Raw genomic sequence first — 13,456 nt, 5'->3', positions numbered from 1 at the left:
CTAAAAATCTTCATTATCCATAAGTTCTTGGATTTTTCTTTCCTCCCATTTCTTGCCCCAAAGTGGATTATAGCCATAAGCTTCCATCCCATGAGCTATAACACCAAAACCCCAACCCAGAGTAGGGAAAAACGCCCATAAAAAATCTGTGGTCCTAAAATTTAACCACCATAAGAAAGGGATTACAAAGCAATATGCAGTTAAATTGGAATAGAATTCCTTTATGCTCTTTACTCTTTCCTTAGCCTTTAAATATCTTTTCTCCGCTATAAAACTTGCTTGGGACTCCATAACAGAAACTTGCTTTGTAAGCATGGGAATGCCAACACTGAATTCAGATTTGGTTTTAGCTATCACAACTTCTCTATCTGTAAGTATATCATAACGCTGTCTAATATTCTGAAGCCCTACCCCACTGCTCTTTTTCACTACTTGCTTCTCTTGTAGGTTATTGCAAACCACCAGCATACCATTCTCTTCTTTAACCTTTAGGTTCAATGGCTTTGAAGCCGTCACGATATTGTGCTTCACAGCATTTTCTAATAGTAACTGAAGCGATAGTGGGACTATCTTAGCTTCTGGCATGCTTGACCTTTCAGGGATTTCGAAGACAATACTGTCCTCAAACCTCATTTTTAAAAGTCTTACATAGGTTCGGGCAAAATTGAGTTCCTCATCAACAGGAACCAAATCTTTGTTCTTCTGTTCAAGAACATATCGGTATACTTTAGAAAGCGATGTAGTGAATTTTTGTGCTTGGTTGGGGTCCTCCTCTATAAGGCTTGTTAGCACATTAAGGCTATTGAATAAAAAATGGGGGTCCAGTTGATTTTTAAGGGCATCGAACCTAGCTGAAGCAGTTCCAGCAATTATTTTTTGCTTTTTAACCTCTTTCTTTTGCAAAGCCCTATAAAAATAAAAGGCATGCGTAAAAAGTGAGGCTATAACCGTAATTACAATTGCCACGATATAGGAGTCTGGTTTCTCCTTGCTGAAAAACTCAAAAAATGACTGGCCTGTGTAGTAAAAATAAATTATGTACCTAAGTATGCCAAAAGTGACAATGGTAAGTAAAAAGGATCCGATAGCACCGTACCATAGACGCTTTTTGGGGCTTTTTTCCCAAGAATATCGAATGTTCATCCAATCGTGGTAATATGAATTTACCGCTGTTAAACCAAACGAGAAGATAAAGCTGATAATAATATTTCTGATTATGCCATCAAAGGAGTAATCACTATCCCCAAATATAAAAATACTTAGGATGGCGACCACAACAGTTATCAGTAAAGAAAGTTTGACAACCCTAATGAGATTTTGCATAATTATGACTTACATTGCTCTATTACTTGTTGAGCTCTTTCTTTTCCCCAAGAAGGATAGAATGGAGTATCGTTGCTAAAATTAGCAAAAAGTTCCAAAGCCCTTTCCACATCTTTGCAATATGGAGCGGTATCTTTTCCAAAATACCTAGCAGACCCCATATCCCATTCTGCTTTTGAAAAAACTACCCTGGGATTTTCAGGTGCCAATTCCAACGCTTTTTGATATAATTGTGTGTTTTTTCCTGATAATGTCATACCGTAGGTTGCTCCATCAAATGCAATCCATGCCGTATTCATCATGGCTTCTTGTACTAAAATCTCAGGATTGTTCGGGGAAATCGCTTTGGCCATATCTAAAAACTCTTTTGCTTTTTCCAATTGCCTGGATAGAATTTCCAAGTCTTTTTCACCAAAAGAGGATATGGTGTTTATTTGGGCCACATAGTAATGCGGTAACCAATTGTCTTGTTCCGCCATGGCAATACGCTCAAAAAGATTGGCGGCTTCTACCGGCTTTTGATCTCCCCAAAGCTGAAACGCCTTTTCCATTCCTTTGGTGTATTGATCCTGAGCGCTAAGGACTCCTACAAATAATAGTACTAAAATTTTGGCTAAAGTTTGCATAACTGTTCGTTTTCTGATTATTACACCACAAAGATGCCCATGCCACGAGCTTCTTAATAAAAAGAATTACCGAACTGTAATTTTTACGGGATGAGTTGTATAGCAAAAAGAAAGCCCAATAACCTAATGGTCATCGGGCTTCAGCTATTAACTCAGATAGCTATTTACTATAATCTGCATATATAGCTTCTTCAAAAGCCTTCCAATGGGCATCTGTCATTCTACCCGGGGTAAAAAGACATATTCCGTTTGCGCCATTTCGCATTGACCCAGCAATAGCCTCTCCAATTTCTTCTGGCAGAAGACCGTGGTTTTCTGGATCTTTCTCATTTCCTTTCTTTTCTGGTTTTGGGCAGATAAACAAACCACTATAAATAGGAACTCCTGCTTTTCCTGCAGTTACTTCTTCCTTAACAATTTTGCCCACCCATTCTGGTCCTTCCAGATAAAAGTCATTATAATTCATTGGATACACGGCATCAAGGTTCCATTTGTTCCATTCCTGTCTTACCAATTTTTTTGAAATGGATGGTCCTGGGAAAACAGCTGCATTTATTTTTTTCCCTTTTGCGTGTACTACATCAGCCAATCTACCTACCATATTGGTAATAAGGTCATATCTAAACTGTTTCCATTCTGCTACCTGCGTTGCATCTTCTACGGCTTTAATATCTATACCGGTCTGTTCTTTAAAATCAGAAGTGCAGTCATCGCAATAGCAATAATCGTACGGAGCATATTCTTTATCCATGACCAGACCGTATTTATCCCATAACCCAGGAGCTAAAATAACATCTGGGAAACGGATGTAATCCAAATGAATACCGTCTACCTCCTTTACTTCAGCTACATTCCCGTATAGTTCAGCCAAAAAATTATACGTTCCTTCTTTGCTTGGGCACAAAAATTTATAATAATCCACATACGCGGGCTTTTCAAAGGCAGATTCGCCATTTCTGTTAACGGCATACCATTCCTTTTCAAGTTTAGGATTCTCTCCTTGAACCATGGTCGGTATCCAGGTATGAAATTCCATCCCGGCATTTTTCACAAACTTTCCAACTCTCCTGTATGTTTCTGGATCATGGCCTCCATTGTACATAAGTCCGTCTATCCCTTTTTTCTTAAGATCTTCAAATTGTGCTGCCAATTCTTCATCTGTCGCTTCACCGGGCCCACCCATCCATGCATAAACTGGAATCTTGTGTTTTTTATCTACTGATATTGTGCTTTCAGAATTTTTGGATTTACAGGAAGTCAACAGTATCGCCATGGACGCTACTAGAAGAAATTTGTTCATTTTATTATTTTTTGAGTTATCAGATATGAATTTAAATAATCTTTTTTGCTCAATGCGCCATTCTTAGCTAAACAACATTCCAGTCCACATGAACACCTATTTTTCAATGACTTTAATATGCCCAACACCTTTAAGTCAATCCCAATATTAAGTTAAAAATCATCAATTGGTTAATTTCTTTTTGGTTTGATGCAACCTTTCCTTTTTTCCAATGTCATTAGCTCGAACAAATCAAAGAACGGTTTGGTCTTAATCTTAAAATCAAAAAACAAATGACAAAAACAAAGGAAAGGTACACACCCATACGATTGCTCATGGGACTGTGTCTTTTGTTAGTATCAACAGCAATCTATGCCCAAGACAATTTTACCATAAGTGGAAATGTGACGGACAAAATAAACGGGGAAACTCTTTTTGGAACCTCTATCTTTTTAAAGGGAACGACCATTGGAGCCATTACCAATGAATATGGTTTCTATTCCCTAACTGCGCCTAAAGGGTCTTATACTCTAGTTTTCTCGCATTTGGGCTACAAAGAGATTTCAATGCAAGTGGTGTTGGACCAAAATCAAAAAATTGACACAGAAATTGAAGAGTTTTCAACAATGCTCGATGAAGTTGAGGTTACCGCCGAAGAACCGGAAAGAGCCATCTTGAGAAAACCCGAAATGAGTGTTTCCAAACTCAACATAAAAACTGTAAAACAAATGCCCGTTGTTTTGGGCGAGGTGGATGTTATTAAATCGTTACAGATTTTGCCAGGGGTTACAAATAACGGTGAAGGATCAAGTGGATTTCATGTTAGAGGCGGTGCAGTTGACCAAAATCTTGTACTCTTAGATGAAGCCATTATCTACAACACCTCTCATATGCTTGGTTTTTTCTCAGTTTTCAATGCAGATGCCGTGAAGGACCTTAAACTTTATAAGGGTGGTATCCCAGCCAAATTTGGTGGACGCGTTTCTTCCGTACTGGATGTTAGACAAAAAGATGGGAACAGTAAAAACTTTGCATTGACCGGGGGAGTTGGAGTAATTTCAAGCAGATTGGCCGCCGAAGGCCCTATGTTTAATGACCGTGGCTCTTTTCTTGTTGCCGGAAGAGGTTCTTACGCCCATTTACTCTTAAAACTGGCCGGAGAAAAGAACAGTGTCAGTTTTTATGACCTAAACCTTAAAACCAATTATAGCCTCAATAAAAACAACAAATTATTCCTTTCGGGATACTTTGGAAGGGATGTTTTTGATTTTGACGGTTCATTCAGCAGTAGTTATGGAAATGCCTCTGGTAATTTAAGATGGAACCATATTTTTAATGACAGGCTATTCTCTAACCTATCCCTTATTTACAGTAAGTATGATTATGAACTGGGGATAGAAGATTTTGAGTTTGATTGGATTTCATCCATCAAAAATTATAATGCCAAATATGACTTGAAATATTATTTCAGTGATGCTTTTAAGCTCGACTTTGGGGTAAGTACGATAAAATATGAGTTTGACCCAGGACAGATTAAACCTACCGGGCCAAACTCCTCCATAAATGAATTGCAGCTTGATCAAAAGCGAGCACTTGAAAGTGCTGCTTATATAAATGCAGAGCATAAATTAACGGACAGATTGACCGCCCAATATGGTTTAAGGTTTAGTCACTTTAATAGAATGGGCGGACAACCCCTTTCTGAATATGCAAACGATCAACCTTTGGTATACAATTCAACTTTACGTTTTTATCAAAGAACGGATCCCATTAGTGAAACCATTTATAAGAAAAGTGAGAGCATCAAAAAGTTCAGTAATTTTGAACCACGTCTTTCCCTCGCCTATCAACTCAACGATTACTCATCTGTAAAACTAGGGTATTCAAGAGCGGCACAATACATCCATCTATTATCAAACACCTCTTCGGTTACTCCACTAGATGTTTGGACTCCCAGTGGAAAATATATCAAACCGCAATTATCGGATCAATATGCCCTTGGGTATTTTAGAAACTTCAAGGATAAAATGTATTCAATGGAGGTTGAGGCCTACTACAAAACTGTAGATAATCGTATTGACTACATTGATGGTTCTGATTTGATCGGCAACAATACCATTGAACGGGAAATTCTAAATGGAGAATCAAGAGCTTACGGTCTTGAGCTCTTGCTCAGAAAAAATGAAGGCCCTTTTACAGGTTGGATTTCGTACACATTGTCAAAATCTGAGCAGCGAACTTTTGGAGGTAATGCCGGCGGGCCTGGAATCAATAACGGGAGTTGGTACAACACCCCACATGATAGAACCCATGATATTTCAGTGACCGGAGCTTATCAATTTAATGAAAAGTGGAGTTTTGGTGCCAATGCCATTTTCCAGACCGGTAGACCGGTAACGTATCCAAATGGGCAATATGAGTACGAAGGCATATCCATTGCCTCTTACTCGGACCGTAATGCAGATAGGCTACCCGCTTACTATAGATTGGATGTTTCAGCCACATACAAGCCAAACAGGAGACCTGATAAAAAATGGAAAGGCGAATGGGTATTTGGAATCTATAATGTTTTCAATCGAAAAAATGCTGCCTCCATTTCGTTCGGTCAAAACTTTGAGACTGGAGCCAACGAAGCAACCCGTACCGCAATTTTTGGAATAGTCCCATCAGTTACCTATAATTTTAAATTCTAACGTAATGAAATTTTTATATAAGATCTTATTAAGCACTTTAGTACTAGGAGTAATATCCTGTACAGATGTTATTGAAGTTGAAGTTCCCGAAGGACCAATCAGATTGACCATTGAAGCATCATTGGATTGGGAGAAAGGAACGGCCGGAAACCAACAGACCATTCTTTTGAGCACTTCCACGCCATACTTTGATAGCCAACGTAATTCAGCTGTTACCGGGGCAACTGTTCAGGTTACCAATAATAACAGTAGAACGGTATTCACTTTTACAGATCAGAACGACGGTAGTTACACCACAAATTCTTTTGTTCCGGTTATAGGAAACTCGTACACTTTGGAGGTTTTGTATGAAGGAGAAAGATATACTGCCACGGAAACCATGTTTGCTGTAAGTGATTTTTCTTCCATTACCCAATCCAAAGAAGATGGTGAGGACGATGAGGCACTTGAAGTGAACGTTTCGTTCGAAGATCCCGCGGATATTGAGAATTATTACTTCTTACGTTTTCAAAGTCGTAATGACCAATTACCAGAGCTTTTTTACGTCAAAGATGAATTTGTAGACGGGAATGAGGTAACCTTTTATTACGAAAAAATTGAGGATGAAGGGGAGAATATCAAAGAATTTGAACCCGGTGACACGGTAGATATAGCATTGTTAGGAATTTCAGAAGATTATCATAACTATTTGCGGCTTTTAGTTGAACAATTTGAAAGCGCTGGTGATGCCTTCAGTGCCACACCTGTTGCTTTGGTAGGAAATTGTATAAACACAGATAATCCAGATAATACGCCCTACGGATATTTTAGGGTTTCGGAAAAAGTAGAAAGAAGTTTTACGTTCGAATAGTTTTTGTTTTAGGTTGTAGGTTGCTAATCCCAAAGTTCGATTTTTTTCGGCTTTGGGATTTTTTCAATACAGATTGAAAACTTCCAGACAGTTGAGCCAGTTTATCATAAAGTACGCTACTCTTTGTAGGAAACTTTATATAAATTTTAGCTTTCAACTAATTAACTTAATTTTTAATTAGTTGATTACCAGTTTTTTATTATATTAGATAACTAGGATTTTAACATTTCCCTATCCCACCTTCCTAGTTTGTTCCCCATATAAAAGTACTTTACTTGCACAGTTGTAGTTTGATTCATGCTGTTCGATATTAAGCGAGTTGTCTATTGGCAATGATAAAAGCTAATTCATTTTATATCAACCCTTAATTATAAATTTTATGAAAACAACTAATTCAAAAAAAACGAAAAAACTATTATTCGCTCTTTTGCTTGTTCCTTTTTTGCTCCAAGCTCAAGAAGGTCAAGATTATGGTGTATTTACCAATCTAATGCTTACTGCGCATCCTGAAAAAATAGCTGAATTTGAGGCTGGACTAGCAGCCCACAACAAAAAGTTTCATTCAGAGGGAGCATATCAAGCCAATGTGTTTTTTGTAATGAGCGGCAAAAACTTTGGAAAGTACATCTGGAGTATGGGACCCATACCATGGAGTGCCATGGACAATGCTCCTCAAAATGAGAATGGACACAATGATGACTGGAACGCCAATGTTGCTGCCCATGCACTTGCTGAGTCCCCAGTCACCTATTGGAAGTTTGACACAAAACATTCCAATTTCACAAAAGATTTCAAGCTAAAAAATCTAGCAGTCTTCATGCTAGACATTAAAAGATTTAAAGGGCGTGAATTTAATGGTGTATTGGACAAAGTCACTAAAGTGTTCAAAACAAAAGACCCAGATGAGCAATGGGGGGTCTACTTCAATGAACTTAGCAATGCAGATGGACAGGATATGGCTTGGGTTAATTTTTTTGATAGTAGCTCATGGATGTCCGAAGAAGATAAATTCCCGCAATGGTATGAAGAAGTACATGGCGAAGGAACATTCATGGATTTTTTAAAACAATTCGGGGAAACAACCAATGGAGATGTTCAAGAATTATGGGCATTTAGACCTGATCTTAGTGGAAGTGATGGTTCCATTCAATCCGCTTCAAGACAATAACGATTTTGTTAAATCAAAGTGAGGGTATTGGATGCCCTCACTTTTTTTATTCCCAAGCCAAAAAAGTGATAAAATCAATCCCCAACATTTAAAGTATCTTTACTAAAAAGCAATCTCATGAAAGCAACTTTGTGTTTAACCTTAATCATGGGATGGATTGGTTTCATAGGTTTTACGCAAAGCCCTGTATCCAATTTCCTAAATTCTTTACATCAGACACAACTGGATAAGGCTTTGTTTCAATTTACAGATGATTCCCGAGAGTCCTGGCATTTTTTCCCAGCTTCAATGCTGGAAAAGAGAGGCATTCAACTGATGGAACTGAGCCCATCCCAAAAAGATTTCTTCCACATCATGCTTAAAAGCCATCTAAGCCAATCTGGCTATCAAAAGGCAATGAAGATCATTGATCTGGAAAACATACTCCTTGAATTGGAAGGAAATGCGAATATGAGGGATTCTGAAAAGTATTATATTGCTTTCTATGGCAACCCTAAAACCGACGCTATTTGGGGCTGGTCCTTTGAAGGTCATCATCTTTCCTTAAATTTCACCTCTATTGGAAACCATGTTTCTTTTGCACCGAGGTTTATGGGTGCTTCACCAGCCACTATTTTGCATGGAAAAAGAAAAGGGCAACGTGTCTTGGCACTAGAAGACGATTTAGGTCTGGAACTAATAAATTCTTTGGATTCCAATCAAAAAAATGAGGCCATTTTTCGTAAAACTAACTTTAGGGAAATCGTAACATTTGTTGAGTCTAAAGCAGAACCATTGGAAACAGCTGGTATAAATGCAGAAGCCCTTGACCAACAACAGCAAAAATTACTTTGGAAGCTGATTTATGAATATATTTCGGCCATGCCAGAGGATTTGGCAAAAAAACGAATTGAAGATGTAAAGAAAGAACAACCTAACAATATCTATTTTGGTTGGGCTGGTGCTACTTCTTCGAGACAGCCCCATTATTATCGCATTCAAGGCAAAACCTTTTTGATTGAATTTGACAATACTCAAAACAACGCTAACCATATCCATTCTGTTTGGCGTGATTTTAATGGTGATTTTGGAAGAGATTTGATTCAGGAGCATTATAAAAAATCTAATCATAATTAGTTAACAAACTGACAGTAAAAGCCTACAAATCAGTGTGTTTCATCGAAAATTTTCATAATTAGGCCACTAAATGATCTGATGTTCGCATATTTGGAGAACACTAAACATTAACATAAGAGGTGTTACAACCTCTTAAAATCCTCAACTATGAAAATTAAATTCTTTTTTGGCTTTATTCTGGCCACGACACTTACGTTTCTAAATTGTTCTGAAGACAACAATTCAGGTTTCGATTCAACAACAGGTAAACTTACCGTTCAACTTACTGATGCACCTTTTCCATTTGACATGGTAGCGGAAGCAAATGTTACCGTATTTAAAGTGGAAGCAAGAAAAGTTGATGATGATATGGATGAAAATGCCGAGGACGATTCTTCCGAAGATGATATGGGTTCTGATGGTAATTCTCCTTTCATCGTTCTAATGGAGGAAGAAATGGATGTGAACCTTTTGAAGCTTACCAATGGTGTAACGGAACAATTGGCTAATCTTGACGTCCCTGTTGGCACCTATGATCTTATTAGGATATATGTAAAGGGCGTCAATGTTGTTTTAGCAGATGGACGGACTTTTGATTTAACAGTACCCAGTGGTCAACAAACTGGTATAAAAGTTTTCATAAAACCAGGAATTACCGTGGCCGGAGGATTATCCGCAGACCTTCTACTGGATTTTGATGTAAGTCGTTCTTTTGTTCCCAAGGGCAACATCAAAACAGTTGATGGTATTCACGGTTTTAATTTTAAGCCGGTAATTAAAGTAAGTAATCTTTCCACTGCGGGGAGTTTAACTGGAAATGTCAACTCACTGGAAGATGAAATACAAATGGCCTTAGAAGGAGTGCAGATTTCAGTGTTGGCAGCCGATACTTTGAACACCTCAGGATTTAGCGATGCCGATGGCAACTATACGATCATGGGTCTGGAAGCAGGCACCTATAAAGTTTTTGCCGAATTGGAAGGGTATGTAAAAAATGATACTCTGGAGGTTCAAATTACCGCCGCCAATAAAACTGTTCAAGATTTTCAACTTGAAAAAGAAGTGGTAGAATAAAAAATAAAGCCAACATAAGGTTTTCAAAAAGATAAGCGGGGTTGTAATTCCCGCTTTTTCTTTTCACACAATTTCTTTCCAATAACTCAATGAAACCTCAAAACTGTTTACCTTTAAACAAAAAGATGAAAGCCTACCTATCTCTTCTAATTATGCTTTGTTGTTTCTTGGGATTTTCCCAAAGACCCAGTGCCCTGGAAAATGGCAAATTCTTTGAAAAAGATGGCACCAAAATGCTTTATGGTGGAGAAAAAGCAAGTCAACATTTTATAATAGACAACCTTGATCTTAAACCTGGTCAGTTTCATTACGGAATTGGTCGTGAGCGATTCCCGGCTCTTTTAAAGCCAGAGTTTCAATCTGTTCAAGAAGCTGATAGCCACTGGACTTCGGAAAGTCGTTTTTTATTGGCGAAAAAAGGGGATGACATCAAAGCCTATTCGGTTACAGACCTAACACGACATGAAGTGGTCAATGATATGTTGGCTGGTGAACCCATCTTTGCTGCTTATTGTATTTTGGCAGATTTAGGTGCAGTTTATAAAAGAACTTATGCCGATAAGGTATTTACCTTTGCCTTAAGTGGATATACCTATTTTGACCCCAAGGTGTGGAATGGATTGGATGGTTTTGTCTTGTGGGATAGAGAAACTAAAAGTCTTTGGTGGCCCTTGGTCGATAAGGCAGTATCAGGATCACTGAAAAATGTAAAACTGCAAAAACTGGAGGACATTTATTGGGAGGATACTACCTGGGAACATATTAAAGAGAACTATCCCAATGCAAAAGTCATGAAATCTGGCTTGGACTACGAACGTCCCAAAACATGGAAAAGGTACGATGACGTATCTGATATTGTAAAAAATATAGTAACTGAATCTTTTTAGCATTGTACATACCTCATTATTACCAAAACGAAAATATTGACGAAGTAAAAACCTTTATCAAAGAGAACAGCTTTGGTATCTTGGTCAATCAGGTTGATGGCAAGCCATGGGCAGCCCATATTCCGCTGGAACTGGAAACTGACGGTCAGGGAAAGGATACTCTTGAAGGACATATCTCCAAGGCCAATCCACAATGGAAGACTTTTGAAGAAGCCAACGAGGTCTTATGCATTTTTAATGGTCCCCATGCTTATATTTCATCATCATGGTACGAAGAAGAAGAGGTACCCACCTGGGATTACATTGCCGTACATGTTTATGGCAAACTAAAGGTTTTGAATGAGGAAGAAACCATGGCATCTTTATATAGATTGGTAGACAAGTATGAAAAGGATTCCAAAAATCCGGGATCTCTTCATGATATGTCACCCAAAACTTTAAGACAAGTTAAGGGCATTGTAGGGTTTAAAATTGAGATTACTGATATTCAAGCAGCTTACAAACTTTCGCAAACCCGACCAAAGGACCATCCCAAAATTGTTTCCGAACTTATGGAGCGTTCCGATTCTGGAAGTAAAGAAATTGCCAAAAAAATAAGCAACCCTGACGCTCAAGAATGACTATTCATTATCCTGAAACTTGGTGTCGGCCCAACCTGAATAGCGCGGGTTGTCAACATGCATAATCCAGATTTCATCTTTGTATGCTCCTTTCATTTGTGAACGATAAGCAGCATATGCGTCCTCATTTTGCTGATACTTTGCCAGGTATACATAGTTTAGTCCATTATCAGGATTCTTAAAATACTCCGCATTCAACCCCTTTTTCTTTAAATCGGCCATGAAGCTTTTTAAGTACCGTTCATTTTTGAACACGTTGGCAACAATATAATGTCCTTTGCCTACACCATCTAGATTTATGAATTTTTCAATGGGCTTAAAAGCACCACCGGTAAATGCTCCATTTGTATTTGGCACCTTCCTAAGTTTAGACTTTACAGCTACATTATCAGCAAGAGCACTGACTTCCAATGCGGTAGCTACAGAGTCCAGATCAGAATTCTTTGCTAAATATAGTTTTTGAGCACTTTCTTCAATATCTGGTCTTTTGTCATCTGTTTGACGCTTTACCAGGCGCATCACCATTTCAAAACGTTTTTCTAAATCGCGCTGTCTATTTTGTTCCAATGAATCCATCTTAAAAATCAATTCATTGATTATGGCGTAGTTGTCGTCCTGTTGCTCTTTAAGTATCCTTACTTGCTCTTCCCAAAAGGCTAGATCCTCTTTGTTTGTAGGACGTAAGGTAGTTTCCGCATTCAGTTTATTCTTTTTCTTCTTTTTATGGTCTTTGATATCGGCAACAAATGTTCCTTCTATTGGTTTTTTTGTAGAGCCATCTTCATTGGAAGCCAATACACCTTGTGAATGCGATGGCACAAAGGAGAAAGCAATGGAAATCTCATGGGTAACTCCCAAGTCGACAAAATTCTTATTCAGGTTCTTCTCAAAATTATATCCAAAGGATAATCTTCTATTTAAATTGAAACCTGTACCCGCAGAGGCACCATAAAATTGGTCGTATCCACCTTGAATCCACCCCAATTTTGGCAAGTCAAGAATCAACCCTCCTCCAAATATGGGATCATCATTTCCTTCAAATCGAGCTCTGGCCAAAGGTAATAACCGCCCATCTTCAAAAATTCCAGCACCATTTTTAAACTCGTGGGCAAACTGGATGTGCCCCGAAAAAGTCTTCTCATTAAACTCTGTCAAAGATTTTCCAGATTTAATATTATAATCCATTAGGTTTTGGGCGAAAACACCAAAATCAAATTTTCCTACGGACAGGTTTAATCCGGGTTGGAAGGATATTATAGAATTTTGGGTTGCGTCATTCAACAATGGGTCATCTTCTAAGGCAACCGCTCTATCCGAATCAAAACTACTGACATAGTATGGGATGTTAACCCCAAAACTAAGATTACTTTTTGCTCCCAATTGAATTCCATGTGAATAATTCGCCATAACCCCAAGATTGGAAATAACTCCCTCTTGTTGATTATAGAGGCTCAACCCCAGACCAACGCGATCGTTGATACGCCCACTATAACTCAAAAAGTAATTTTGGTTATTATCTGTCAAATTGGAACCTTGACTTCTATGAAAAAGGTTGACATAGGATTTATCCTCGCGAACAGCTGAAAAAGTTGGATTGATCAGAAAGCGATTAAACTTCAATAAATTCTGAAAAGGCACATCGTAACTTACATAGGGATTACTATCCTGGGCAATTGTTTCGTTGCAAAACAAAAGTGGAACAATAAGAAAAAGTGCCAATTTATGGTAATGCCGAACAATGTGTTTGTAAAACAGGGGTATTTTTACGTCCATAGCTATATGGTGTTAGTAGGTTAATCATCCCATTTGGGATTGGTATGATTCTTTTGTTTGGTCTCATT

Annotated in this window: 11 protein-coding genes; 7 read left to right on the top strand and 4 right to left on the bottom strand. The window is 38.2% G+C overall.

Annotated elements, in window-relative coordinates; translation table 11 throughout:
* The 3 genes from CRO15_RS11490 to CRO15_RS11480 form a co-directional block, all read right to left on the bottom strand.
* Positions 1 to 1,323, bottom strand: a complete 1,323-nt coding sequence (locus tag CRO15_RS11490) for a 2TM domain-containing protein (protein WP_097045965.1) — start codon at positions 1,321 to 1,323, stop codon at positions 1 to 3.
* A 2-nt stretch (positions 1,324 to 1,325) separates the two neighbouring features.
* Entirely contained in the window at positions 1,326 to 1,949 is a 624-nt protein-coding gene (locus CRO15_RS11485) for a tetratricopeptide repeat protein (RefSeq protein WP_097045964.1), read from the bottom strand.
* Positions 1,950 to 2,109: 160 nt separating this feature from the next.
* Positions 2,110 to 3,249 carry a glycoside hydrolase family protein gene (locus CRO15_RS11480; protein ID WP_097045963.1) on the bottom strand — a complete coding sequence of 380 codons (1,140 nt, stop codon included), beginning with the start codon at positions 3,247 to 3,249 and terminating at the stop codon, positions 2,110 to 2,112.
* Positions 3,250 to 3,521: 272 nt separating this feature from the next.
* On the opposite strand from CRO15_RS11480, the gene CRO15_RS11475 reads away from it, so the two are divergent.
* The 7 genes from CRO15_RS11475 to CRO15_RS11445 all read left to right on the top strand — a co-directional run bounded on the left by CRO15_RS11475 (position 3,522) and on the right by CRO15_RS11445 (position 11,615).
* Complete coding sequence (locus CRO15_RS11475; RefSeq protein WP_097045962.1) at positions 3,522 to 5,921, top strand: TonB-dependent receptor; 2,400 nt, start codon at positions 3,522 to 3,524, stop codon at positions 5,919 to 5,921.
* A 4-nt stretch (positions 5,922 to 5,925) separates the two neighbouring features.
* On the top strand, positions 5,926 to 6,771 hold the full coding sequence (locus CRO15_RS11470) for a DUF4249 domain-containing protein (protein ID WP_097045961.1): 846 nt from the start codon (positions 5,926 to 5,928) through the stop codon (positions 6,769 to 6,771).
* A 379-nt stretch (positions 6,772 to 7,150) separates the two neighbouring features.
* The gene (locus tag CRO15_RS11465; RefSeq protein WP_097045960.1) at positions 7,151 to 7,939 is read left to right on the top strand and encodes a hypothetical protein; all 789 of its coding nucleotides are present in this window, start codon (positions 7,151 to 7,153) and stop codon (positions 7,937 to 7,939) included.
* Between the two features lie 117 nt (positions 7,940 to 8,056).
* Positions 8,057 to 9,055, top strand: coding sequence for a DUF3500 domain-containing protein (locus tag CRO15_RS11460; RefSeq protein ID WP_097045959.1), 999 nt, complete (start codon positions 8,057 to 8,059; stop codon positions 9,053 to 9,055).
* Between the two features lie 147 nt (positions 9,056 to 9,202).
* Positions 9,203 to 10,108, top strand: a complete 906-nt coding sequence (locus CRO15_RS11455; protein WP_097045958.1) for a DUF4382 domain-containing protein — start codon at positions 9,203 to 9,205, stop codon at positions 10,106 to 10,108.
* A 125-nt stretch (positions 10,109 to 10,233) separates the two neighbouring features.
* The gene (locus CRO15_RS11450; RefSeq protein ID WP_165769950.1) at positions 10,234 to 10,995 is read left to right on the top strand and encodes a DUF3179 domain-containing (seleno)protein; all 762 of its coding nucleotides are present in this window, start codon (positions 10,234 to 10,236) and stop codon (positions 10,993 to 10,995) included.
* 2 nt (positions 10,996 to 10,997) lie between these two features.
* On the top strand, positions 10,998 to 11,615 hold the full coding sequence (locus CRO15_RS11445) for an FMN-binding negative transcriptional regulator (protein ID WP_097045956.1): 618 nt from the start codon (positions 10,998 to 11,000) through the stop codon (positions 11,613 to 11,615).
* Here the strand turns inward: CRO15_RS11445 and CRO15_RS11440 are convergent, their stop codons facing one another.
* Entirely contained in the window at positions 11,616 to 13,388 is a 1,773-nt protein-coding gene (locus tag CRO15_RS11440) for a PorP/SprF family type IX secretion system membrane protein (RefSeq protein ID WP_097045955.1), read from the bottom strand.
* Positions 13,389 to 13,456: the final 68 nt, after the last annotated feature.

Origin of the sequence: Flagellimonas pacifica, from assembly GCF_900215465.1 — a bacterium.
GTDB classification, from domain to species: Bacteria; Bacteroidota; Bacteroidia; order Flavobacteriales; family Flavobacteriaceae; genus Flagellimonas; species Flagellimonas pacifica.
This window is presented reverse-complemented; position numbering and strand designations above follow the sequence as displayed.

What these genes read in the sequence shown, in the direction of transcription:
- CRO15_RS11470 (WP_097045961.1), top strand. Translation starts at nt 5,926, where the DNA reads ATGAAATTTTTATATAAGATCTTATTAAGCACTTTAGTACTAGGAGTA.
- CRO15_RS11440 (WP_097045955.1), bottom strand. Translation starts at nt 13,388, where the DNA reads ATGGACGTAAAAATACCCCTGTTTTACAAACACATTGTTCGGCATTAC.
- CRO15_RS11485 (WP_097045964.1), bottom strand. Translation starts at nt 1,949, where the DNA reads ATGCAAACTTTAGCCAAAATTTTAGTACTATTATTTGTAGGAGTCCTT.
- CRO15_RS11490 (WP_097045965.1), bottom strand. Translation starts at nt 1,323, where the DNA reads ATGCAAAATCTCATTAGGGTTGTCAAACTTTCTTTACTGATAACTGTT.
- CRO15_RS11460 (WP_097045959.1), top strand. Translation starts at nt 8,057, where the DNA reads ATGAAAGCAACTTTGTGTTTAACCTTAATCATGGGATGGATTGGTTTC.
- CRO15_RS11480 (WP_097045963.1), bottom strand. Translation starts at nt 3,249, where the DNA reads ATGAACAAATTTCTTCTAGTAGCGTCCATGGCGATACTGTTGACTTCC.
- CRO15_RS11450 (WP_165769950.1), top strand. Translation starts at nt 10,234, where the DNA reads ATGAAAGCCTACCTATCTCTTCTAATTATGCTTTGTTGTTTCTTGGGA.
- CRO15_RS11475 (WP_097045962.1), top strand. Translation starts at nt 3,522, where the DNA reads ATGACAAAAACAAAGGAAAGGTACACACCCATACGATTGCTCATGGGA.
- CRO15_RS11455 (WP_097045958.1), top strand. Translation starts at nt 9,203, where the DNA reads ATGAAAATTAAATTCTTTTTTGGCTTTATTCTGGCCACGACACTTACG.
- CRO15_RS11465 (WP_097045960.1), top strand. Translation starts at nt 7,151, where the DNA reads ATGAAAACAACTAATTCAAAAAAAACGAAAAAACTATTATTCGCTCTT.